The sequence below is a fragment of the Paenibacillus aestuarii genome (assembly GCF_027789125.1).
Lineage (GTDB): Bacteria > Bacillota > Bacilli > Paenibacillales > NBRC-103111 > Paenibacillus_E > Paenibacillus_E aestuarii.
Genome location: NZ_JAQFVF010000050.1, coordinates 1 through 21,575, shown reverse-complemented (window position 1 = coordinate 21,575; position 21,575 = coordinate 1). Strand labels below are relative to the sequence as shown.

The window sequence follows — 21,575 nt, the reverse complement described above, 5'->3', positions numbered from 1 at the left end:
TAGCATGAAAAAAAACCAACGGACAGAAGTGCCCGTTGGCAGATATCGTATAATGTTACGTTAACACCGATGCTTTCGGCGCTACCGTTTCCCAATCGACTTCGCCTTCGTTCTGACCGTTGATCGGCCACCATTTGAAGCCGTCTTTAGCCAGCATTTCTGCGGCTTCATCCGGTCCCCAGGATCCTGCCGGATACGTCTTAAGATCCGTCGAGGTCTCCGCCCATGCGGCAGCGATACGGTCGACATACGTCCAAGCCAGCGCCACTTCATCCCAACGAGTGAAATAAGTGGAGTCGCCGCGCGCCGCGTCATGCAGCAAACGCTCGTAGGCTTCCGGCGTATTGATGCCGATCTGGCAGCTTTGGCAGAAATCCATCGCCACCGGTACAATGACGCCTTCCGAGCCCGGCTGTTTGGCGTTCATTTTGAAATAAATGCCCTCCATCGGATTGACGCGGAACACCAGCAGATTCGGCTGCAGGTCGTGTTTCTTCGCCAAGTACACGTTGTTCGGGATGTTTTTGAACTCCACCACAACCTCGGTCGTTTTGAGCGGCAGTCGCTTGCCTGTGCGGATATAGAATGGAACGCCTGCCCAGCGGAAATTATCGACATGCACGCGAGCGGCAAAATAAGTCTCCGTCGTCGACTGCGGATTCACGGAATCCTCATCACGGTAAGCTGGCAGCGATTTGCCTTTGGCCGTACCGTTCGTATATTGGCCGCGAACGACGTTGGCCCGCACGTCTTCGCTGTTCTCAAACAGGCGGAGCGATCGCAGCACTTTCACCTTCTCATCGCGGATATCTTCAGGATGCAAGCGGCTTGGCGGCTCCATCGCCATCATCATGAGCATTTGCAGCATATGGTTCTGACCCATGTCGCGCAAGGCGCCGGAGTGGTCGTAGTAACCGCCGCGTTCTTCCACACCGACTGTTTCGCTCAGTGTAATTTGAATATTCGCTATGTACTTATTGTTCCACAGCGGCTCGAAGAAGGCATTGGCGAAACGCACGAACTCGATGTTCTGGACCATCTCTTTGCCCAGGTAGTGGTCAATGCGGTAAATATCCTGCTCTTCAAAAACTTGACGCAGTTGACTGTTCAAACGCTCTGCCGAAGGCAGATCATAGCCGAATGGCTTCTCGATGACTAGGCGGTGCCAGCCCTTCGTCTCCAGTAACCCGCCTTCGCGCAAGTTATAGGAAACATTGCCGAACAGCTCAGGCGCCAAAGCGAGATAGAACAACCGGTTGCCCCCGGTCTGGAAACGCTCGTCGAGCTTCGCTGTCAGCGCGTTCAGCTCATGGAAGCCGGCGACATTATTAATATCGAGGGACATGTATTCAAAATGCTTCGCGAATTCCTGCCATTCTCCGTCGTCGGCAATTTTGTAACGGGCAAAATCGTTGATCGACCGCTGCACGTCCTCGCGGAATTGCTCATTCGTTCGAGGTCTACGTGCAAGACCAACAACCGCAAAATTGTGGCCTAATTTACCTTCGCGATACAAGCTGTAAAACGCAGGAAACAGCTTTCTTTTAGCCAAATCCCCTGTTGCTCCGAAAATATAAAACACAGCTCCGCTCATCTATGCATCATTCTTCCTTTTTTGGATTAGTTAATATGCTTAGCATACCGAAAATAAGAATCGGATTCAACTTTTTGCGCGATTTGTCAGATAACTTTTTCTTATAAGAAAATAGACATTCGTCTATACCCGATACGTCTAGCGCCGAATAGGCTAATATCGAGTCAAAAATCCGGAGGTGTACATTCAACCATGCAGCGCATAGATCCTATTAATGAACAAACTTGTGCGGCGTTATACGGCAAGCCGGTTCTGATGTTTCTGCAAGACGGTGCAGAAATTTTTGGTACGTTGAGCCGTATTGAAGACGGTAAACTCATCATCAATGATCAGTCTGCCCAAGTTGCCGCCAAGCCTAAGAAGAAAGCAAAAGCCAAAATCAAGAAATCCGCAAAGAAAGTGAAAATCAGCCAAGAAGAAACTGTGGAAACCCCGGCGTTCGTGCCATACGGCTTCCCCTATGGCGTTGCGCCATACGGCACTCCGCCGGTAGGCACGCTCGGATTCGGCTATGACGCCGCAATCAGCGTTGACATCGCCGCCCTTGCCGCATTATTTGCGCTATAGGTTGCCAAAAATATAAGCAGGGCTACGGATGACGACTCCGCGGCCCTGCTTTTGCTAGCGAATCTCTTTTGTCATCAAATAACAGCCAACGTCCGGTATATATTGTTTGACCGAATACCCTCTATTCACATAGAACCGGTAGGCATTCTCATTAATATCGTCAACCAGCAGCTCGACGCTGCGACACCGCTCGGCCTTACCGTAGTTTTCAGCAATATCCATGAGCTTGCGCCCCCACCCACGGCCTTGTTCTCTTGGATCAACGGCCAGCATATCGACGAATAGGACACGTGATTTGCGCAGAAAGGTGATGAACCCGCAGGCACGCCGAGTCCCTTTTGCGGCTACATAGGTAATATTGTGGTTCAATCGTTTGCGAATTTCTGTAAATGTTGCGGAAGAGCCGCTGTCCACGGTTCTGGAAAAAGGCACGAGTTGTTCCAAGACTAAGCGATGAATAACCGGATCGTCAACGGGAGCCAATCGTTTGCGAATCATTCGGCACCGCCTCCAATGCAGAGAGCAATAATGTTATCTTATGTCGGCGGACTGCCGCTTGACTCCGCAAGAAGCCGCAGCATGAAAAATAATTCATGCGAAGTACCAATTTACCCCAATTGCTGCGAATGCTATAATATTCTAATAAAAGGAAGCTAAAATGAGGTGATACATCCTTTGATCAACGCATATCCAATCACAGCCATTACCAGCTACCAGACGCATAAAGATTATTACCGCATTAACGCAATCCGCAGCATTACAGGCGGCAAAACGAGCACTTCCCGCCAGCCCTTCACCCAGAGCTACGAACAATCCGCGTATAAACAATACGCACAACAAGCGGCACAGCAGCTTGCGGATCTCACCCAATCGGCGCAAAAGGTGAAACAATCGGCCTACAGCTTAGCGCAGTCCTCGAGTGGCGCTTTGTCTGGTTCCATGCATAACTATGTCCAAGCTTTTAACCAACTCAAAACGCAATTACGCAGTGCTTCCGCTTCCTTCAATAGCTCCGCGCTCGATCAGATTGAACAGTCTGCCAGTCCATCTCCATTGAACGATGCAGGCATCGATCAACTTGAAGACGGCACGTTTGAACTCAAGAATCCGGATCAAGTACAAGCATCCACGCCCGGATGGACCCGTCTCGTCCAATCCATCAAAGACAATATGGGGCAGATCGATCAGGCCCCTTCCGAAGCTCTACTGCAGCTCAATCAGTCTCCGCTGAGCCCTTATCGCAAGTATCGTTTGCCATTGCAAGCCTACTTGCCTGTTCCCCTACACGGGCTTCTGCTTGATCGGCGCATGTAAGGCTATAAAGCAAAAGCAGATCCCGGCTCATCCGCGATGAGTGAGGATCTGCTTTTTTATTAGAACACCTTTTTTCCGAGCACATGATCAAGCGGAATATACCCGATGACCCGGCTGTCCATGCTGTTGTTGCGGTTATCACCCATCACGAACACGTGGTCCTCCGGCACTTTCCATTTCATATCGGCCGAATCGCGCATCTGTTCATTAATATAGGGCTCATCCAACAAGACGCCGTTGCGGTACATTTTATGATCCTTCAACTCCAGCTCATCGCCTGCCTTACCGATAACCCGTTTGATCCAGACATGCTTGTCATCCTTTTGGGTAAGCAAGCTGAGCAAAGGGCTGTCCAACAGATCATTTTTGAACGTTCGTTTTAAGTCTATGCGACTGTCAATAATGACAATGTCGCCATAGTTAGGTTCATTCCCCAAAGTATGCGACAGCTTAGACACATACACACGCTGTTGGTCATGCAAGGTAGGGTCCATCGAATGGCCCATGACCTTGGTCGATTGAAAAACAAATACGCCTAAAAATATGACGAGTATAAAAGAAATGGCTATAGAACCGACCCAACTCCATATTTGCTTCAACACTTGCATGCGCTTCGCTCCTTCTCAGCTGTTATTCGGCCAACCCATGCTTGAACGCATAGATGGCGGCCTGTGTCCGATCCTCAACCCCCAGCTTCGCAAGCACGTTCGTGACATGGAACTTGACGGTTTTCACACCGATGAACAGCTCATCCGCCAGCTCTTGATTGGATTTGCCCTTGGCGATGAGGCGAAGAACTTCCATTTCCCGCTCCGTCAGTTCTTCATGTGGAGCCGCTTCCGCCTTGGGCTGACGAAAGCGGTTCATAATCTTCGAAGCGACTTGCGATTCGAGGATGGATTGACCTTTCGCCGCGGCTCTTATCGCTTGGGCAATTTCTGAAGCGCGTGACGTCTTTAATAAATAACTGAAAGCACCGGCCTCGATGACCGGATACATTTTTTCATCGTCCAAAAAACTGGTCAACACGATAACTTTACATTCGGGATAAAGCTGCAGCAGCTTGCGCGTCGTCTCAATCCCATCCATGCCTTCCATAACAAGATCCATCAGCACGACATCAGGGCGATACTCCTGTGCCAAGCGAATGCCGTCTTGTCCATTGCTCGCTTCCCCTACGACTTCAATCCCGTCTTCCGTTCCAAGAACAGCCGCGAGACCGATCCGCACCATCTCATGATCGTCGACCAAAAGCACCTTAATATTCGAGTCCAATGGTATCTCCTCCTGAGCTTTGCTGACCTAGTATCGGCACTCGGATCTCTATACGCGTTCCCCGATCCGGCGCCGTAATAATATGTAAAGACCCGCCTATTTCATTCACACGCTCTTTCATCGATACAATGCCATATGACGCATGCTTCTTGGCATCGAGTTCGAATCCGACACCGTCATCGCGGATGGCCAGCCGCACGCCATCAGGGCGATGCTGCAGCTTAACCTCCAGCTTATTCGCCTTCGAATGCCGCAGCGCATTCGACAGCGCCTCCTGGACGATGCGGAACAAGTGGTCCTCAATCCCCTTGGGCAGGCGAATCTCTTCATCCATTTCCCAGGTAATTGCAATGGGCACCTTCGCTGCCAATTCCTTCAGCAGCTCGACGAGTCCTTCGGAGAGGCGTTTGCCTTCCAGATGGACTGGCCGCAAATGCAGCAGCAGGGCGCGCATCTCCGATTGGGCCACCGAAGCCATCTCCTCAATCAGAAAAATTTGCCGCTGCGCTTTCTCAAAATCCTTGTCCAAGGTGCGGCCAACGGCCGTCGCCGTCATCGATATCGCAAAAAGCTGCTGGCTCACCGCATCATGCAGCTCGCGCGCCAAGCGCTGGCGCTCTTCGATCACCGCCGAGAACCTGGCCTTCTCCGCGAGTTCAGCGTTATTGTTGGATAAGCGCTGCAGGGAAGTCACCTGCTCCTCCCACTTCTTCATAATCCGGCCGAGCTGCTCGCCGAGCCGCCCGATCTCATCTTCTTCAAAGGGGATCGGCGTGCGGGTAAAGGTCCCTTTCTCCAGCAGGATCATCGTCTCCATCAGCGGTTCCAGCCTGCGTGTCACCCGGCTGCTGCTCAAGAAACCGTAGATGGCGCCTAGACCGACGACAGCCCCCATCGCGATGAAAGAGAGCTTCACTCCCTCCTGCCAGCTGGTGAAGGCGCCCAGCAAGCCTCTTGAATTCAAGAAATAGATGATGACGGCTAGCACAATTAAGCTAAAGAGGATCGATTCGCCCATGCTGCGCCATATCATATTCGTTAATCTTCGTTTATAGCCATCCAATGTGCGCTGACCCTCCCGACATCTATCGTTACAATACCTTGATGTTGATATCTCCTACGATGTAAGAAACTATAAGTTTCACCCGGTGATCACTGCTTTCATAATTCGCCGATTGCCATGTCAATTTGTTCATGACGCCGGTTTCCCGCTCCGTTGCAATCTGAATCTGACCCATGGTAACGGAAGATGTCACTGATACGCCGATATCGTCCGGCACTTTAATATCGATGTCGCCGACGACTCCTTGCAAGATGACTGTCGTGTCCCTTTGCTCCAAAATGGCCATAGACAGATCCATATAAGTTTCTCCAATGATATACCAAGTGCTGCAGTTTCGTAAAATCCAAGGCTCCCTGCCCAGCCTGACGCTATCCATCAGCTTCTGCTTCTGTATATAGGTATCATCGCGGTGCACCTGCTTGGAACGAATGAAAAATAGCCCCAAGGAGATTAAGATGACGGATATAATAATCGTCAAATGATTGCCGAATAAAATGACTACCCCCACGCCAATCAGGATGAAACCTTTGCGTTCTCTACGCGAGCGAAGGCGATGAATGCCCAGCAGAATCAGAACAGCCGCGAGAATAGGGAAAAAGCCGATCGTATGATCCAGAAGCAAAAAAAGGCCGGCTCCAATAAGCACCAGCGCTGTATTGCGGTTGCGGTTGTTTTTGGATTCTTCTCCCATAGCTGCACCTCCTCTGGCTGCCATATAACGGATCTATGCGTCAATTGCGATACTCTATTATTTATAAAAAAGCCTACACGACACTCATCCTAGCATACCATAAGTACGGACAGCCTCCAAGCAGACATTTGCCTCGCGCAGCAAGGCCTTGGCGGATCTGCGCGGCTACTTTTTGCCGCGCAAATCTGCGTCGCCGCTCAGTCTATACTGCTGCTTCCACCTGCGGGGATCCGATCGCCATCAGCCTTTCGCGGCTACTTTCTGCCGCGCGGATCGTCGCGGCGATGCTGCCGCTCCTGCTGCATGTTGCGCTGCAGCGTCTGCCACTCCTGCTGAAGGTTGCCCCCGGCCTCCTTCAGCGTCTCACGCGATAGGCGGCCTGCTTCGCGCACCGCCTGCAGTGCTTCCCGACCGAGCTCGCGGCCGGCTACCTCAAGCTCGCGCAAGGTGTCGCGAGCGTCCTGCCGCGGCGCCTGCGAGCCGCCGCGCTCTTCCTCGGCTGCGAGCTCAGCCCGCAGCTGGCGCAGCGCCTCCGCGAGTGCCAGGACTTCGTCCTGACAGCTCGCGTATTGCGTGCGGTAGAGCTCGCACGCTTCAAGCTGGCGCTGCCGCTCCAGCAGAGCGATGCGCGCCATCTCTTCTTCGCCGGCGCGCATCGCGAGCTCCGCCTGTTCACCGCGCAGCTGCGCGAGCTCTTCGGCGTCCATGCGCAGCTGGCGCAGCCGGAAAGCTTGCTGCAGCGCTTCATCATAGCGCTGCTCCAATTCCTTCAGCGCGGCCTGATCCCGGCCGCAGCCTCCTTTATCTATGTGCTGCATCGCGTCATGCCAGGCAGCTTCTGCTATTTTTCCGATTCGATTCAGCATGTTCATGTGACCGCTCCTCACGTTAATCTTCATGCTCTAATCGTAAGACATTCGACACCAGGCTTAAACGGACCCGCGACTGTTTTTCAACCTAGACCTAGGTCCAGTATCCGGCTCCTCCTGCAGGTTTACCAACATTTACCCGTTGTTACATATATAAAGAAAGTGCTAGACTAATTGAAGCCGAATCCGGTGCACCGACAAAGTGCCGGTACGGGGGACGATTTACTTGGGGTGAATATTTGCTGATTTTTGAAGCAGACTAGGGAGAACCTTCTTCCCGAACCCGTCAACTAACCTCGAAGGCTCATGAAGGAGGAATACGAATTGAATAGACTTACAAAGGGGCTATCATGCCTGGCTGTTTTTGCGACAGTCATGGTCGGCAGCTTTGTCACGCCATTTTCTGCCCATGCAGCGGGGATGGATGTGAAGATCCAAATTAACGATAGTCTTGTTCATTTTCCGGACGCACAGCCTTACCTGGATGCGAATCAATCAACACAAGTACCGATCCGTTTTGTAACGGAACAGCTTGGTTATTCGCTGGATTGGAAGAAGGAAGGCGACCAGGTGCAAGTCACACTTAACAATGACAAACATTCGATCACGTTGACATCCGGTCAAAATGAAGCCCAAATTGACAATCAACAGGTGGAAATGGACACGCACGCTGAATATCAGAATGGCCGCGTATATGTGCCTTTGCGGTTTATTACACAGGCCTCCGACATTCCTGTGCATTGGGATTCAAGCAGCAAGCTCGCCATCTTGAACAAAGACGGTAATTATCATCCACCAGACTATGAACAGTTTCAAGCTACCGTATACTCCTCCGATCCGTCAGAAAACGGCGGCTATGGCGCTTATGATTATATGGGTAACCCATTAAAACTTGGCACCGTCGCTGTTGATCCGAGCGTCATTCCACTAGGCTCCAAACTTTACATTGAAGGCTATGATTTTAACGGTTTGCCTACCGGCGGTATGTATGTTTATGCCACAGACACAGGCGGTTCCGTCAAAGGCAATCATGTTGATATCTACATGCCTGGTTCTAAGGATGCTTTGCAGAAATTCGGAGTTCAAACAATCAAAGTTTACCGCTTGCCAAATTGAATTACAAAAGGTAAAAGGCTATGAAGAAGTTTTCATAGCCTTTTTAATTTCTTCTAAACCAAGTAACGAGAATTTGCCCACTTATAATGGCTGTTTGGGCCGCGGACGGCAACTTCAAGTAAAAAAAATGCAGGCATGGGGTTCGCTCCCTTGCCTGCATTTTTGCTAACTGGCGCGGTCCATTCCGCTCAGCCTCAGTTCACCTGATTAACGGAACGGACTTTCGGCTATGGAAGCCTGCCAACTGCCGCAGCATCTAAAAAAAGTCCGCCAAATAAGTAACCCGCTCCGGAATAGCCGCTTCCAGCCTAGCGATCGCCTCCGGCATGCCCTGCAACCGCCCGATTCGCGCCAGGAAACCCGCCTTCTGATAGCCGATCAACAGCGCCGATAGCGCTTGAATGGAACCGCTGACAACGCTCGCGCCTGACGGAATCTCTTCCTCGGCCAGCTTAAGCGCCTGCGCAGACGTTCCGTTGCCGGTAAAGTCCAAACGAAATACGCCCTCATTCCATTCCGCATGCGCATCGGAGACTTTCAAATAGATCGCCTCCGCCCTTTCTCTAGCTGCAAACGGATACGTATTCACAAATTCCGCCACATCCACAATTCTCGCTGAGAAGTAAGGAATGACCTCCTGCTTGAATCTCGGATCGGGAACCAGGAACGCCAGTTCATCGTCCTTAGGCGCGTTCATTTCAACCTTATTGATCATAGAATCATGATCCCCCAGGAATTTCCACAATCCACGTCTAGCTTCCTCATCCAAATACACGAATTCATGAATCGTCATCACGCGTTCTTTAACTTGATAGAACACGTAGCCTTTCGGCTCTCCCTGGGTATCGCGATAAATCGCGGTGATCCCCTTCTTTGACTTGAAATAGCGTTGATTCCACCATGCCTCATCCCGTACTAACATGCCGTTATAACGCTGTGCATGCGCCTCGTAAAGCGGGTTCAGCAGCTCCCAGTTTTTCTCAATGCGTCGGACACTGCTGCCTTCCGGTGCTTGGAATCGAGGCAGCTTATCCACAGGGATTTCATATTTTAAATATTCGATATACGTCTCCCAGCCGAATTTGCGATAAAATTCGAACTTAAACGGGTGCAGGAACGACACCGTCTGTCCCGCTTCTTTCATCATCCGGAGCGTCTGCCCCAGAAGCTGGCCGACCATTCCGTTCCGCCGGTATTCAGGCCAAGTCGCGACGCCAGCGATCCCACCCATAGCAAACTGCTTGCCATTCAGCCAAGTAGATAAGGGGATAATGATCAGTTTGGCGGCCAAGCTGCCATCAATGAAGTATCCCAGAACCTGATTATTATCGTTCCCTTCCAGCCGTTCCGCCCGTTCTTCTGCGGTTAATTCATATTGAAAAGCAAACTCAGACAGGATCGTGCTTTCATAGAATTCTTCCTTTACCAAAGTACGAATTTCATTCATTCGGCGATCACTCTTTCTGTCAAAGATTACCTGCATGGTTCAAAGTGTACGGCAGTCCCTCTGATATTTCAATATAAAATATGATTTTAATGATTGCTGCGCTGCAGGAAGACGGACTGTCCACCAGCCAGCCAACAGAAGGAACCGGGCAGCAGGGCAATCGTCCAGTCTTGGAATTCGGCCGGCGTTGTTCTGGTTCTGTTTGTACTGCTTGTTATCATCCTTCGCACATTCACATTCTAATCCGAGTCATACTCCCGTCGGCCTGTCGTGAACCTGTTTCCAAGTTCAAGAAGCAGACATCGACAGACTTTTTGACATAAAAAAAGACCCCCGCCATGAAGGGCGGAAAGTCATGAGTGGACAAGATCAATTTTGACAAGTTCGCCGCGCTGAAAGCCTTGCCCGCCTGCGGGAAGCCTGATCAAACAATCCGCATCTTTAATGGACACCATGACGCTTGATTTATCGATCCCGGCCGGCTTGACCCAGAGCTGCCCTTCCCTGATACGCATCGTCCCTCGTACATAGCGCGGATATGCCGAAGCTTTGCCATAATCTGCATCCAAATAGGCGGACACGGTCTGCGCACAAGGCTCGGCACATCCGAGCATCGCCTTCAGCAGCGGCTTGGCAAACAGCTCGAATCCGACGTAAGATGCGCCAGGGTTGCCGGACAGGGCAAGCAGCAGCTTATCCTGCCAAAGCGCTGCGCTAGTTGGCGTACCAGGCCGCATGGCCACCTTATTGAACAGCAAGCGGCCGTCCCACTGGCCGAACACCTCCACCAGCACGTCATAATCCCCGACAGATACGCCCCCGGAGGTGATCACCAAGTCCGCTGCCGTTAAAGCACGCTTCAGCGCTTCCTGCACTTGATTCGCGTCATCAGGGAGCGCCGGCCATATATGCGGCACACCGCCCGCAGCCTCCACTTGTGCCGCCAGCATGTAACTGTTGCTGTTGCGGATGCGTCCGGGCGCCAGTGCATCGGCGACGTTCAACAGCTCGGAACCCGTGGAGAATATGGCCACGTTTGGCTTCCGGCTCACCGGAACCTCACTATAGCCGAATGTGGCCAAAATCGCCGCCTCGCCCGGCCCGAGCAAACTGCCCCGTGGCAGCAGCAGCTCACCGGCGGTGATTTCACCGGCAATTGGCGTAATGTTGCTGCCGGTCGGCAAGTTCTTTTTAATGCTGACATTTGTACCAGCACCAGAACCAGCAGCATCAGCGCCACCAACAGCGCCCGCTCCCGCATCCTGCAGTGAGTCCGTCATCTCCAGCATGACGACGCAATCCGCGCCATCCGGTACTGGCGCCCCCGTCATGATCCGCGCGGCTTGACCCGCTCCGACTGTCAGCTTAGGCATCGTACCGCTCGGAATCCGCTCGATAACTTCCAAGGATACAGGGGATTCCGGCGCAGCGTGCCTGATATCCGCAGTGCGAACGGCATAGCCATCCACACCCGACCTGCGAAAATGCGGCACGGGATGGTCCGCGTACACATCTACGGCAAGCCTGCGGCCGAACGCTTGGGTTAAGGGCACATATTCAATTGCCATCTTGGCGGCGTGCGGATATAGCCTTGTACGGGCATCCTCGACCGAAATCACGTCGCGGCCGAACTTCAATTTGCTTTCGCTGCTCACTTCCCCTTCATGCCTCCTACCGACTAACCGCCGATTTGCGACATGCGCCGCAGCGTTGGTGTATGGGACTGATCTTGATTCATTAGCGCTTCCGCCATTTCATGATTTTGCGGTTTAATGTCCAACGCCCGGAAGAACAAATCTTCCACCGCAGCATCATCGCCAATATATTTACGAACATTAAATTCATCCGACCAGTACAAACAAGGCTTCACATTGCCATCAGCTGTGATCCGCAGCCTGTTGCACGTCTCACAGAAATGATCGCTGATCGGGTGAATCAAGCCGAAGGAGCCCAAGGCGCCTTCAATCCGGAAATTTTGCGACGGTCCGTTGCCATACACAGACTCGGATGGCGCTGCAGTCCAGCCCTTCTCTGCACATCGTTCCAACACCGTCGATAACGGCAAATAGCGATTTTTCCAGATATCATCTTGGTGGCCAATTGGCATATATTCAATAAACCGGACCTGTACCGGTCGATCTATGGTCATTTGCAGGAAATCTTCGATTTCATCATCATTAATGCCCTTCATCAGCACGACATTCAGCTTGATCGGCGACAGCCCGACGCGATGAGCCGCTTCAATACTATCGAGTACACGGCGGATATCGCCGCCACGCGTAATGAGCGAAAAACGGTCCGCTTTTAAAGAATCCAAGCTTATATTTACACGGGTCAATCCGGCAGCACGCAGCTTTTCAGCCCGCGAAGCGAAATAGATTCCGTTCGTGGTCAGCGCAATATCTTCAATCCCTGGAATCTGTGAAAGCATGCCGATCAGCTGCTCCAAATTTTTACGTACCAAGGGCTCTCCGCCGGTCAATCGCAGCTTTCGCACCCCAAGCCCCGCCAAAACACGGACAACCTCGGTAATTTCCTCAAACGTTAGCAGCCTTTCCTCAGGCTCAAATTCCATGCCCTCTTCCGGCATGCAATATACACAGCGCAAATTGCAACGATCCGTTACAGAAATTCGCAAATAATCATGCATACGTCCAAAACGATCAACTAACAACTTTGGCATCGGAGTTCACCCCTTTCACCAATATTATGTCATATTTCCTGACAAAAACCTAGCAATTCCTTATATTGTTCCGGCGTATTCATATTCGCGGCAAAGTTCGTGCCAATTCCGTACTGCGCAAAAAAAGGCGCGTCCAGCTCCGACCAGTCTAACTGCTCAAGCAAACCCATCAATCGGTACTGCCCGCTCGCGAGCAGCGTCTCCGCCTTTGCACCGATCACGCGGGTATATAGGCCGTGCAGCGGGTGCAGACGCCCTTCAAGAGCAGGTATCGCCGCTTCACAGTTCCTCGCTTTGACGATTCGCTCCATCGCGACAGCGGCCGCTGATGAAATATAGGGCATATCACAGCCAACCACCCACATCAGCGCTTCGCCAGCTGCCTGCGCAGCGGCATGAATGCCGCCGAGCGGCCCAGTTCCGGTGAACTGGTCACCGATACAACGCACATTAGCTGCTTTGACGCTATCTAGGTACGGCTGCAGCGCGTCTTGTGCGTTAGTAACGACAAGGATCTCCGGGCAGCAGATTGCCATCTCTTCCAGCTGCCTAACAATCAGCGGCTTGCCCTGCACGGGAAGCAGCGCCTTCAACCGGCCTCCCATTCGCCGATTCATACCACCTGCTAATATGACACCTGTCATCATACAGTCAATTCTGCCAAACGATTCTCGAACGACTCCCGCCAACTTGCCGATAAAGCTTCTACTGACAAAATCCGCTGGATCCCCGATATGTTCGACTTATCCTGATACTTCACATGATTGGCATCCGCGAGCGTAACGCCTAGCTCATGCTTTTTGATCCGCTCCACACGCGGATGCGGCGGAATGACGCCTTCCTGCAGAACTCTAAAATAAAACCCTGTATATCCAGTATCCTGTACCTGTACGGCTAAATCCACAACATCATGGCGCTTCGCCAGCTTATAGCATGGCTGCCGGGGCTGTGAGACCTGTACAACGGCTTCACCGATGGCAAAAACATCGCCGATACACACCTCATCCTCGAGCATACCGCTTACGGTCAGATTTTCACCGAACGACCCGAAGCTCAGCTTCTTATTTAATTGCTTCTCCCAGTATGGATAATGTTCTGAAGCATATACACATAGAGCCTTATCCTCGCCCCCGTGGTAAACCAGATCCGCTTGGCCGTCACCTTCTAATTGCGTCTTGGATAAAAACAAAGGAGAGCTGACCGGCGATTTAACAATCCCCGTTACCAGCTCTCTTCCTTGATGGATCATCGATTGCGGCAAGCCTACGTTGACCGATTTAATTTCCACCGAAATCCCTCTTTCTCCGAAGCATAGTTATTCTTCTACTATACCAAAGTCATTCGGGAAAGTCAGTGATTTCGAAACGTTTATACGCCTTCCTGCGGCACCCATACCCAAGCATCATTATCATAGCCGCGCTGCTCCCAGTATCCGATGTGCTCCTTATCAATCAACTCAATGGCTTGAAGCCATTTCACCGACTTGTAAGCGAACATCTTCGGCACGATCAAACGGACAGGACCGCCAAGCTGCTGCGGAATCGGCTTGCCGTCCAGCATCACTGCGACCATCACATCGTCATAATCGGCCTGATCCAAAGACAGAGCGTCCGTGTACACCTTATCGCCGGAGTAAAACTTAACATATTTGGCCGAAGGCTTTACTCCAGCCGCAGCCAGCATCTGCTTCAGCGGAATGCCTTCCCACGTGCATTTGTTCACCGACCAGCCGGTCACACAATGAAAATCGCTCACTTGAACGGTGCGCTTCAGAGCCAGGAACTGCTCCCAGTTCCATACATTCGGGCGCTCCACCAACCCGGATATGGCGAACTGCCACGTATCCGAAGAGAATGCGGGAATATCCGTCACCGTGTAGACGCGGAAATTCCCTTGGGCTCCTCCGCCGATTACAGCGGCGGAGTCGGGCAGTGGCGTCGGCGGCGGAATCATCCGGTTGCCGTCCTGGGAAGCTACCTCGGCGATGTCATTGCCGCCGGTATCGAACGCGCCTTTGATCCAGCGGTAAAAGGCGGGGCCAACCGCGATCACGAGCAGCAGTCCTGCGGCTAAGCGCAGGAACGAGGCTCGCGTGATCGGCGACTTTTTCAGCGCGTCGATGACCGCCTGCGCTGCTGTACGCTCTGCCGCGGCGTCCGCTGCGCTCGCGGCTGCAGGGGCATAGGCCGCCGGCTGCGCGGCAGGCGGCCTTGCCATTGCAGCGGCTGCAGCCTGGTCGAGCCGCTGCTGGCGCTTCAGCCATCTGCTGCGCGAGATGGCGTGGTACACGGCATAAGGCACACCGACCCAGGTCAGCAGGTCGTGAATAAGCAATGCCGTGTTGTTCCAAGCAGGTGGCAGGTGGCGGAACTGCCACAGTACCACCCCCGACGCGCCCCAGCCGAGCAAGAGCGCGAGCACGAACACCAAATTCGCACGCCGGCTCGGCTGGGTGCGAATTTGGCGCCAATGTTTGCGCAGCAGCGGTGCATACAGCGCTATCAACAAAATAGACGCGACGCCCAAATATATATGAAGTTCCTTTAGCGTAACCCGGAACCCGCCCAGATCGCCGCGGATCGCCCCGATACTTAAGACAATACCCGTAATCGCCAATAAAAGAAGAATCCATGCGTTCCAACTATGTATCGCATTTAAGCGCTTGCCAAATGAATGCTTCAGCCAGCTTCGTTTGTTGTCCATCTTACCACATCCTTTTTTTTACGTATGGTTCTCTCTCTTTATCATAACGCAAAAACCTGAAAAGTGGTTTGATGAAAAATAAAATCGATAAGCTCCCTATAAGCTAATCTTAGGCAAAAAGCCCCCCCGATATGGAGGAGCTTCCCGTTTACATCGCTAGCTCAGCTAGCGGCTTTTCTTTTTTTTGCTGCAGCTTCCGAATATATAAGGTCTGGGCAATACCGGATAAGATGATGATCCCGCTTAGAACGGCGAACATAAACTCGCCCCCATAATGGCTGAAAAGCAGCCCGCCCAGAATCGGGCCTACAGCCCTGGATATTTGCCAATTCATACCGTATACAGAGAAATACCAGCCTCTCTGTGATTCAGGCGCGATGACGGAGATGACCTTCTGCATATGAGGTCCGAACAACATTTCACCAATGGTAAATAAAAACTCGATCATCAGCAGAAAGCCAAGCAATGGGACGAATCCATAACCCAAGGCGACAATCCCGAACAGCAAATAGGATGCGGCGATGACGAGGAAAGCCGATACATGCTCCGTTCGCTTGGCGATCCATAGCTGCAACGCAATGACCACACAGCCATTAAACGTAATGATCGTGGCAAAAACGGCTTTTGAATTTTCAAAATGCGTTTGCAGATGCAGCGGGAACGTAGTCTCCGTTTGCGCATACAGCAGATTTACCGGCACAGCTAAAAGTGTGATCCATAACAAATCCTTATGATCCATCCACCTGATTTTCATCTTCGGCCTCTGTACTCCTGCCCTCTGCCCTACACCTCGCTCCGGAAGTGTCTCTGGCACTTTCCAAACGACCAACCCGGCATAACCTAATAAGGCAAGCGAGCACAACAGGAAGATCACCGTCGGATTCCATGTAAAAAGCATAAGCCCAAGCAAGGGTCCGAATGCGGAGCCGACATTTAAAGCCGTATGCAGCAGCGCGAACACCTCCGCCCTCTTCTCCGGCGTCACGACATCAGAGATTTGCGCATTCGCTGCAGGCATAAACATGGCGTTACCGATTCCGTTCACGATCGAGATTAGCGCGAATGCCCAGACATGTTCTGCGAACATGTAGCCGCCAATGGCCACCGCCTGGATGACCAGCGAAGCCAGCATCATCGGTTTGCGCCCTAACCTGTCGCTCAATCCGCCCGCGTACAAATTCACAAAGATGCCGACAAGCGGCTGCAATCCAACGATCAGCATGGATAAAAGGACGGATCCGTTCAGTTGATCGTACAGATAATACACCAAATAAGGGCGCATCATGAAACCGGATAGTGAGGTCAAAATCGTCCCGATCACTCTCACCCAGATCGCGGTATCATATTTTCGAACGAAAGCAAACAATGGTATTTCCTTCATAGATCCTCCTCTTGCTGGTTATGATCTACTCATTTTAGAGCCAGCCAGAGAAAAGAAAAAGGTAAAATCTTATTATAGAAGATTTCACCTTTTATTAGGGTAAACTGCGATTAACCGCCGATCCGGATTTTACGGTATGTGTCGATAAAGGAAAGCACATCCACCTGTTTCCCCCTTTTTTTCGCGATTCGAGCCATCTTCACTAATGTGACCCAGAATTCATCCAGGATAGGGGATTCAAAATCAGATTCTTTATCCGACTGTGTCGTCAAGCCACCTTTATAAGATTCTCCTTGATCGGAGATGAGATATTGAATTTGGCGCTTTTTCCATTGGTCGCCGGTTACATAGCTTACGCCGATTTCCCGCATTTTCTTACGCACGGAGGTTACGGGGCGAGATAACTCTTTGGCAATGATAACAGGTGGACATTCGGAGGAAAGTCGTATTAACTTATCGATTTCTTGTGTGGACCAAGGTTTCTTTGTCATCGGGGCAACCTCTTCTCTATGATGTCTTTGGGATAAATAAAGCATAACAAACGAATGTTAGATAAGTATGTGTTAACCATAATGAAAGTGTTACGACAATATTATTTTCGTTAATCTCTGCCCTCGGTTACCCGATATTTGGAAAATTGACTCGAAATCATGTACGATAGTATCAATAGATGCATAAAGGAGAGATGTTGCTGATGAAAAAAACATTAAACCATACACAAGTCTACGTAGAGGAAAAAGGGCAGGGCACACCTGTAATCCTGCTGCATGGCTTCCCGCTGGATCATCAAATGTGGCGTCCGCAAATGGAGGCTCTGGCAGCTTCCTACCGGATCATTGCGCCGGATCTGAGAGGTATGGGGCAGTCTGACGTGCCCGCAACGAACGTATCGCTAGAGGATTATGCGGACGATATTCTAGCCTTGATGGACGAAATGAACATCAAAAAAGCCGCTCTAGGCGGCTTTTCAATGGGCGGTTATGTTGCTTTTGCACTTCTTCGCAAAGCGCCTGAGCGCTTCTCGGCGCTCATCCTCGCGAATACACGGCCTGAGGCGGATGGCCCGGAAGGTCGTAAAAACCGGATGAACATGGCGGTAGCCCTCTATGACAAAGGCGCCGCAGCCGCGAGAGATGCGATGCTGCCGAAGCTGCTGACGGAGCATACGCGGCAGAGCCAGCCGCAGCTGGTTGAAGAGCTGAACACGGTCATGGGCGGCATGCCGCCGGAAGGACTTGTCCACGCCAGCTTGGCCATGGCTTTCCGCCAAGACTCCGTTGACCTGCTCGCATCCATCCATGTACCGACGCTCGTCATCGCCGGTGAACAGGATGCGATCGCACCGCCGGACGTCATGAAGACGATGGCGGATCAAATCCAGCAAGCCAGCTTCCATGTCATCGCAGACGCTTCCCATTTGACTCCGCTGGAGCAGCCAGAAGCATTCAATGCGCTGCTAACCGATTTCCTCGGGCGCATCACTGTTTAACCAGCTGGTTCATCACCATAACAGCCGCACCGATAGCGAGGGCCTCCTCACCTAGCTGGCCCTTGCTGAATACAACCTGATACGCAGGGTAGTAATACGTTTTTCTGATGGCCACCTGTGTAGCCGTTTGAAAAAACAGTTCATTCCCTGCAATAAGCGGCCCCCCGAGAATCACTTTCTCGGGATGCAAAATATTTAACAAATTCGCTAAGCCAATACCGAAATACGTTGCGGCTTCTGTTAGGATCTCCACAACAAGGGGATCATTTTTTTTGAGCGCTTCCAGGACATGGTTGTAAGTAAGCTGCTCCGGATCGTCGATGGCATGCGCCAGCAGCGTGGAACGTCCTTGCTTAAGTGCCGAACGGGCGGCTTTCTCAATTGCATATAAGGAAGCATATGACTCCAGCGCGCCGTAGTTCCCCCCCGCATCGCGATGAACAATGCCGTCGGTTTGGATAATCATTTGACCGACAGCCCCCTCCATATCGACGGCCCCGTATATCAGCTTCCCTTCGGAAATCATCGATGACCGAATTCCGATACCTGCATGCACGTAGAGCAAATGCTTAAAACTTTTGGCGCGCTGTGCCCAGGATTCCCCTAGAATCGCAGTATTAGCGCCGTTGTCGAGCATCGCTGGCAGACCGAGCCGCTCGCTGAGCATGCGGCAGATTTCCACGTTCCTCCATCCCTGCGCAGGAAAATAGGACGGCTCCAAGATGGCTCCGGAGAGCCGATCCACTGGGCCTACCGCGCCGATGCCGATCCCCAGCATCATGGATTTATCCAAGCCGTTTGCTGCAAGCATGTGCTCCGCTTCCTCAGCGATTTGCCTGATAAGCGCATCCGGTGTCATATCCGCTGTCATAAGCCAATGCCGTGCATCCTTCATATTCATCTCCAGATCGACTAACACTAGCTTTGATCGCGTTCGCGATATTTCCAAACCAAATATATACGCGTAATGAGGATTTTTCTCGTATAGGATTGGCCTGCGGCCTCCTGTTGAAGCGCCGAAGCCTGATTCCAGGATCAGACCTTGACCCGTCAACTCATCTAAAAGACGAGTCAAGGTACTGACCGTCATTCCGCTCTGTTCGAGAAGCTCCGTCTTGGAAACTGTTGTTTGCCGACAGATCAGCTCATATATTTCTTTTGCCTTCCGGTTCGGAATGCGTTCTGTAAGTGTTGCTAGGTCCACAGGATGCAGCCTCCAATGATAATCTTTCTCAACTATTTCGCCAGAGGGAGGCAAACTCCTGCCTGCTTCAATCATTCCTTTACAGCCATCATCAGCGTATACCCCAAGTAGCGGTGGTATTTATTGACGAGCTGATCGTATTGTGCAGATACTTTCCAGATTTCCGGATCCAAGAACGACTGTTTATCCGAGAGATGTACCGGGTCCGGGTGCTGAACTTGATCTTCAAACATTGTCCGCGGAAAAGGATGCGAGCCCGAGAAGTCGACTCGGCTAAATTTACAGCTCTCCAGCATATCCTGCCATTCTTTCATACTGAACAACTGCGCGACACCGTAAAAACTACATAACGCTTTATTTATGTCCGGCGTCATACTCTTAATGCGAATGACTTCCCGGTCATATAGTTTGCCCCCTGGCTTCAACACCCGATAGTACTCAGACATTGCTTTCTGCGCTATCGCAAAATTCGTAACGGATTCGACCATGATGACATCAAAAGTGTTCTCCTCAAACGGCAGCTGACATGCATCGCCTACGACAAATTCTACCTGTACGTTTGTTTTCTCAGCCCGCACCTTTGCTTTGGTAATCATCTCAGGACGTATGTCGACCGCCGTAACTTGAATACCTTGCTCCGCCATATAGCAAGCCGTCCTGCCTGTTCCGCATCCAACTTCCAGTACGTGCGTTCCTTTCTCAATGGGATACTTGCGCAGCTGCTCAAGTGTTTCCCCGAATCCGCCGGGATGCGCATTACCTACCCCAAGTTTCGCCAGCATATCTAAGTATTCGATAGCCCCTGCACCTCCATTAGGCAAATCAACCTCATTTTCTACCATATGGAGGGCTGAACGTACATGTTCGGCGATTTGCTCCTTTTTATTAAAAAAGGCGATGGCCCAATCCTAATAAATTCGTTGCAATTAGGCGATTTTCCCAGTCAAAACGCACAGCCAGCCCATAAGATATTACTGTCATTTAACTACTTCGACATAATGCAAATACGGAGATGGGGTGTTATCGATGGGTGCTGTTGCAGGTACTGGTGTTGTTGCAGGTGCTGGTGTTGGAGTTGGATATAATTCCGCCGCTGCTATTCTCGTGCTTTTCATTCTGCTTGTTATTATTACTACAGTATACGCTTGGTAATCCAAAAAGAAAAAGCTCTAAGGGATGATCCCTTAGAGCTTTTTCTTTCGTTGTATACCGGCGAGAGGACTCGAACCTCCACGGTTTCCCACTCGATTTTGAGTCGAGCGCGTCTGCCATTCCGCCACGCCGGCGTAAAAGTGCCGAAGACCAGACTTGAACTGGTACGGTAGTCACCTACCGCAGGATTTTAAGTCCTGTGCGTCTGCCGATTCCGCCACTCCGGCTAATTGGAGGCGCCACCCAGACTCGAACTGGGGGTAAAGCTTTTGCAGAGCTCTGCCTTACCACTTGGCTATGGCGCCTTAAACAATATGGAGCGGAAGACGGGATTCGAACCCGCGACCCTCGCCTTGGCAAGGCGATGCTCTACCCCTGAGCCACTTCCGCATATGAAATTAAAACTGGGGATCAAGGATTCGAACCTTGGCATGACGGAGTCAAAGTCCGTTGCCTTACCGCTTGGCTAATCCCCATTGTTGAAAAGTGGGGCGATCGATGGGACTTGAACCCACGAATGCTGGAGCCACAGACCAGTGCGTTAACCCCTTCGCCACGACCGCCACAGTTATTCAATTGGCAGGGGCAGCAGGAATCGAACCCACACCAAAGGTTTTGGAGACCTTTGTTCTACCTTTAAACTATGCCCCTAAGGAAATGGTGGAGGCTGATGGATTCGAACCACCGAACTCGGAGAGAGCAGATTTACAGTCTGCCGTGTTTAGCCACTTCACTAAGCCTCCATATTACAGTGCCGTCGAGAGGACTTGAACCCCCAACCTACTGATTACAAGTCAGTTGCTCTACCAGTTGAGCTACAACGGCATATAAAACATTCATGGTGGCTCGGGACGGAATCGAACCGCCGACACGAGGATTTTCAGTCCTCTGCTCTACCGACTGAGCTACCGAGCCTTACTAATATTCATTTAAAATGGCGGAGCCGACGGGATTCGAACCCGCGGTCTCCTGCGTGACAGGCAGGCATGTTAGGCCTCTACACCACGGCTCCACACAAGTAAATTGG

At 51.5% G+C, this 21,575-nt stretch carries 23 protein-coding genes, 11 tRNA genes and 1 riboswitch; of the genes, 5 read left to right on the top strand and 29 right to left on the bottom strand.

Annotated elements, in window-relative coordinates; translation table 11 throughout:
- Positions 1 to 55: 55 nt before the first annotated feature.
- The gene (gene zwf / locus O9139_RS21050; RefSeq protein WP_270881410.1) at positions 56 to 1,594 is read right to left on the bottom strand and encodes a glucose-6-phosphate dehydrogenase; all 1,539 of its coding nucleotides are present in this window, start codon (positions 1,592 to 1,594) and stop codon (positions 56 to 58) included.
- Between the two features lie 192 nt (positions 1,595 to 1,786).
- On the opposite strand from zwf, the gene O9139_RS21045 reads away from it, so the two are divergent.
- Positions 1,787 to 2,161: a hypothetical protein gene (locus O9139_RS21045; protein ID WP_270881409.1), complete on the top strand. Its 375-nt coding sequence runs from the start codon at positions 1,787 to 1,789 to the stop codon at positions 2,159 to 2,161.
- 54 nt (positions 2,162 to 2,215) lie between these two features.
- Here O9139_RS21045 and O9139_RS21040 read toward each other — a convergent pair whose 3' ends face one another.
- Positions 2,216 to 2,659 (bottom strand): GNAT family N-acetyltransferase, encoded by a 444-nt coding sequence (locus tag O9139_RS21040; protein ID WP_270881408.1) that lies wholly within the window; start codon positions 2,657 to 2,659, stop codon positions 2,216 to 2,218.
- A gap of 177 nt (positions 2,660 to 2,836) precedes the next feature.
- On the opposite strand from O9139_RS21040, the gene O9139_RS21035 reads away from it, so the two are divergent.
- Entirely contained in the window at positions 2,837 to 3,475 is a 639-nt protein-coding gene (locus O9139_RS21035; RefSeq protein WP_270881407.1) for a hypothetical protein, read from the top strand.
- Between the two features lie 59 nt (positions 3,476 to 3,534).
- On the opposite strand, the gene lepB is transcribed toward O9139_RS21035, so the two are convergent.
- From lepB to O9139_RS21010, 5 genes are all read right to left on the bottom strand, one after another.
- Positions 3,535 to 4,083, bottom strand: coding sequence for a signal peptidase I (gene lepB / locus O9139_RS21030; protein ID WP_270881406.1), 549 nt, complete (start codon positions 4,081 to 4,083; stop codon positions 3,535 to 3,537).
- 22 nt (positions 4,084 to 4,105) lie between these two features.
- Positions 4,106 to 4,750: a response regulator transcription factor gene (locus O9139_RS21025; RefSeq protein ID WP_270881405.1), complete on the bottom strand. Its 645-nt coding sequence runs from the start codon at positions 4,748 to 4,750 to the stop codon at positions 4,106 to 4,108.
- Entirely contained in the window at positions 4,734 to 5,813 is a 1,080-nt protein-coding gene (locus O9139_RS21020; RefSeq protein WP_270881404.1) for a sensor histidine kinase, read from the bottom strand. Before O9139_RS21020 ends, O9139_RS21025 begins: the two co-directional genes overlap by 17 nt.
- Before the next feature lie 28 nt (positions 5,814 to 5,841).
- Positions 5,842 to 6,504: a cell wall-active antibiotics response protein LiaF gene (liaF, locus tag O9139_RS21015; protein WP_270881403.1), complete on the bottom strand. Its 663-nt coding sequence runs from the start codon at positions 6,502 to 6,504 to the stop codon at positions 5,842 to 5,844.
- Between the two features lie 254 nt (positions 6,505 to 6,758).
- Entirely contained in the window at positions 6,759 to 7,376 is a 618-nt protein-coding gene (locus O9139_RS21010; protein WP_270881402.1) for a PspA/IM30 family protein, read from the bottom strand.
- A 165-nt stretch (positions 7,377 to 7,541) separates the two neighbouring features.
- Positions 7,542 to 7,693: riboswitch (cyclic di-AMP (ydaO/yuaA leader) on the top strand.
- A gap of 4 nt (positions 7,694 to 7,697) precedes the next feature.
- Between O9139_RS21010 and O9139_RS21005 the strand changes: the two genes are divergently transcribed.
- The gene (locus tag O9139_RS21005) at positions 7,698 to 8,489 is read left to right on the top strand and encodes a stalk domain-containing protein (RefSeq protein ID WP_270881401.1); all 792 of its coding nucleotides are present in this window, start codon (positions 7,698 to 7,700) and stop codon (positions 8,487 to 8,489) included.
- A gap of 256 nt (positions 8,490 to 8,745) precedes the next feature.
- On the opposite strand, the gene O9139_RS21000 is transcribed toward O9139_RS21005, so the two are convergent.
- The 9 genes from O9139_RS21000 to O9139_RS20960 form a co-directional block, all read right to left on the bottom strand.
- A complete protein-coding gene (locus O9139_RS21000) occupies positions 8,746 to 9,936 on the bottom strand; it encodes a GNAT family N-acetyltransferase (protein ID WP_270881400.1) in 1,191 nt (396 codons plus the stop codon).
- 86 nt (positions 9,937 to 10,022) lie between these two features.
- Complete coding sequence (locus tag O9139_RS20995; RefSeq protein ID WP_270881399.1) at positions 10,023 to 10,157, bottom strand: hypothetical protein; 135 nt, start codon at positions 10,155 to 10,157, stop codon at positions 10,023 to 10,025.
- A 132-nt stretch (positions 10,158 to 10,289) separates the two neighbouring features.
- The gene (locus tag O9139_RS20990; protein WP_270881398.1) at positions 10,290 to 11,591 is read right to left on the bottom strand and encodes a molybdopterin molybdotransferase MoeA; all 1,302 of its coding nucleotides are present in this window, start codon (positions 11,589 to 11,591) and stop codon (positions 10,290 to 10,292) included.
- Between the two features lie 23 nt (positions 11,592 to 11,614).
- Entirely contained in the window at positions 11,615 to 12,619 is a 1,005-nt protein-coding gene (gene moaA, locus O9139_RS20985; protein WP_270881397.1) for a GTP 3',8-cyclase MoaA, read from the bottom strand.
- A 29-nt stretch (positions 12,620 to 12,648) separates the two neighbouring features.
- Positions 12,649 to 13,266, bottom strand: coding sequence for a molybdenum cofactor guanylyltransferase (mobA, locus tag O9139_RS20980; protein WP_270881396.1), 618 nt, complete (start codon positions 13,264 to 13,266; stop codon positions 12,649 to 12,651).
- Positions 13,263 to 13,868 (bottom strand): MOSC domain-containing protein, encoded by a 606-nt coding sequence (locus O9139_RS20975; protein WP_270881462.1) that lies wholly within the window; start codon positions 13,866 to 13,868, stop codon positions 13,263 to 13,265. The genes mobA and O9139_RS20975 overlap by 4 nt, the downstream gene beginning before the upstream one ends.
- A 119-nt stretch (positions 13,869 to 13,987) precedes the next feature.
- The gene (locus O9139_RS20970; protein ID WP_270881395.1) at positions 13,988 to 15,322 is read right to left on the bottom strand and encodes a molybdopterin-dependent oxidoreductase; all 1,335 of its coding nucleotides are present in this window, start codon (positions 15,320 to 15,322) and stop codon (positions 13,988 to 13,990) included.
- Between the two features lie 148 nt (positions 15,323 to 15,470).
- Complete coding sequence (locus O9139_RS20965; RefSeq protein ID WP_270881394.1) at positions 15,471 to 16,703, bottom strand: MDR family MFS transporter; 1,233 nt, start codon at positions 16,701 to 16,703, stop codon at positions 15,471 to 15,473.
- Between the two features lie 110 nt (positions 16,704 to 16,813).
- Positions 16,814 to 17,194, bottom strand: a complete 381-nt coding sequence (locus O9139_RS20960) for a hypothetical protein (protein WP_270881393.1) — start codon at positions 17,192 to 17,194, stop codon at positions 16,814 to 16,816.
- Positions 17,195 to 17,397: 203 nt separating this feature from the next.
- On the opposite strand from O9139_RS20960, the gene O9139_RS20955 reads away from it, so the two are divergent.
- A complete protein-coding gene (locus O9139_RS20955; protein WP_270881392.1) occupies positions 17,398 to 18,192 on the top strand; it encodes an alpha/beta fold hydrolase in 795 nt (264 codons plus the stop codon).
- Here the strand turns inward: O9139_RS20955 and O9139_RS20950 are convergent.
- Together O9139_RS20950 and O9139_RS20945 are read right to left on the bottom strand one after the other, a co-directional pair.
- A complete protein-coding gene (locus O9139_RS20950) occupies positions 18,182 to 19,405 on the bottom strand; it encodes an ROK family protein (protein WP_456299767.1) in 1,224 nt (407 codons plus the stop codon). The two genes, O9139_RS20955 and O9139_RS20950, sit on opposite strands and share 11 nt — an antisense overlap.
- 62 nt (positions 19,406 to 19,467) lie before the next feature.
- Positions 19,468 to 20,268: a class I SAM-dependent methyltransferase gene (locus O9139_RS20945; RefSeq protein WP_270881461.1), complete on the bottom strand. Its 801-nt coding sequence runs from the start codon at positions 20,266 to 20,268 to the stop codon at positions 19,468 to 19,470.
- 154 nt (positions 20,269 to 20,422) lie between these two features.
- On the opposite strand from O9139_RS20945, the gene O9139_RS20940 reads away from it, so the two are divergent.
- Entirely contained in the window at positions 20,423 to 20,548 is a 126-nt protein-coding gene (locus O9139_RS20940; protein ID WP_270881390.1) for a YjcZ family sporulation protein, read from the top strand.
- A gap of 55 nt (positions 20,549 to 20,603) precedes the next feature.
- Here the strand turns inward: O9139_RS20940 and O9139_RS20935 are convergent.
- The 11 genes from O9139_RS20935 to O9139_RS20885 form a co-directional block, all read right to left on the bottom strand.
- A tRNA-Leu gene (locus tag O9139_RS20935) sits at positions 20,604 to 20,682 on the bottom strand.
- Between the two features lie 7 nt (positions 20,683 to 20,689).
- Positions 20,690 to 20,775 (bottom strand) — tRNA-Leu (locus O9139_RS20930).
- 4 nt (positions 20,776 to 20,779) lie between these two features.
- Positions 20,780 to 20,853: transfer RNA gene (locus O9139_RS20925), tRNA-Cys, on the bottom strand.
- Between the two features lie 10 nt (positions 20,854 to 20,863).
- A tRNA-Gly gene (locus O9139_RS20920) sits at positions 20,864 to 20,938 on the bottom strand.
- 14 nt (positions 20,939 to 20,952) lie between these two features.
- Positions 20,953 to 21,024: transfer RNA gene (locus tag O9139_RS20915), tRNA-Gln, on the bottom strand.
- 11 nt (positions 21,025 to 21,035) lie between these two features.
- Positions 21,036 to 21,111: transfer RNA gene (locus tag O9139_RS20910), tRNA-His, on the bottom strand.
- A 14-nt stretch (positions 21,112 to 21,125) separates the two neighbouring features.
- Positions 21,126 to 21,199: transfer RNA gene (locus tag O9139_RS20905), tRNA-Trp, on the bottom strand.
- 7 nt (positions 21,200 to 21,206) lie between these two features.
- Positions 21,207 to 21,291 (bottom strand) — tRNA-Tyr (locus O9139_RS20900).
- 9 nt (positions 21,292 to 21,300) lie between these two features.
- Positions 21,301 to 21,373 (bottom strand) — tRNA-Thr (locus O9139_RS20895).
- Positions 21,374 to 21,387: 14 nt separating this feature from the next.
- Positions 21,388 to 21,463, bottom strand: a tRNA-Phe gene (locus O9139_RS20890).
- Between the two features lie 20 nt (positions 21,464 to 21,483).
- A tRNA-Asp gene (locus O9139_RS20885) sits at positions 21,484 to 21,560 on the bottom strand.
- Positions 21,561 to 21,575 lie beyond the last annotated feature (15 nt).

Bases quoted from the DNA above. Each gene is read 5' to 3' on its own strand.
- zwf (WP_270881410.1), bottom strand. From the start codon at position 1,594: ATGAGCGGAGCTGTGTTTTATATTTTCGGAGCAACAGGGGATTTGGCT.
- O9139_RS21045 (WP_270881409.1), top strand. From the start codon at position 1,787: ATGCAGCGCATAGATCCTATTAATGAACAAACTTGTGCGGCGTTATAC.
- O9139_RS21040 (WP_270881408.1), bottom strand. From the start codon at position 2,659: ATGATTCGCAAACGATTGGCTCCCGTTGACGATCCGGTTATTCATCGC.
- lepB (WP_270881406.1), bottom strand. From the start codon at position 4,083: ATGCAAGTGTTGAAGCAAATATGGAGTTGGGTCGGTTCTATAGCCATT.
- liaF (WP_270881403.1), bottom strand. From the start codon at position 6,504: ATGGGAGAAGAATCCAAAAACAACCGCAACCGCAATACAGCGCTGGTG.
- O9139_RS21010 (WP_270881402.1), bottom strand. From the start codon at position 7,376: ATGAACATGCTGAATCGAATCGGAAAAATAGCAGAAGCTGCCTGGCAT.
- O9139_RS21000 (WP_270881400.1), bottom strand. From the start codon at position 9,936: ATGAATGAAATTCGTACTTTGGTAAAGGAAGAATTCTATGAAAGCACG.
- O9139_RS20995 (WP_270881399.1), bottom strand. From the start codon at position 10,157: ATGATAACAAGCAGTACAAACAGAACCAGAACAACGCCGGCCGAATTC.
- moaA (WP_270881397.1), bottom strand. From the start codon at position 12,619: ATGCCAAAGTTGTTAGTTGATCGTTTTGGACGTATGCATGATTATTTG.
- mobA (WP_270881396.1), bottom strand. From the start codon at position 13,266: ATGATGACAGGTGTCATATTAGCAGGTGGTATGAATCGGCGAATGGGA.
- O9139_RS20975 (WP_270881462.1), bottom strand. From the start codon at position 13,868: ATGATCCATCAAGGAAGAGAGCTGGTAACGGGGATTGTTAAATCGCCG.
- O9139_RS20970 (WP_270881395.1), bottom strand. From the start codon at position 15,322: ATGGACAACAAACGAAGCTGGCTGAAGCATTCATTTGGCAAGCGCTTA.
- O9139_RS20965 (WP_270881394.1), bottom strand. From the start codon at position 16,703: ATGAAGGAAATACCATTGTTTGCTTTCGTTCGAAAATATGATACCGCG.
- O9139_RS20960 (WP_270881393.1), bottom strand. From the start codon at position 17,194: ATGACAAAGAAACCTTGGTCCACACAAGAAATCGATAAGTTAATACGA.
- O9139_RS20955 (WP_270881392.1), top strand. From the start codon at position 17,398: ATGAAAAAAACATTAAACCATACACAAGTCTACGTAGAGGAAAAAGGG.
- O9139_RS20940 (WP_270881390.1), top strand. From the start codon at position 20,423: ATGGGTGCTGTTGCAGGTACTGGTGTTGTTGCAGGTGCTGGTGTTGGA.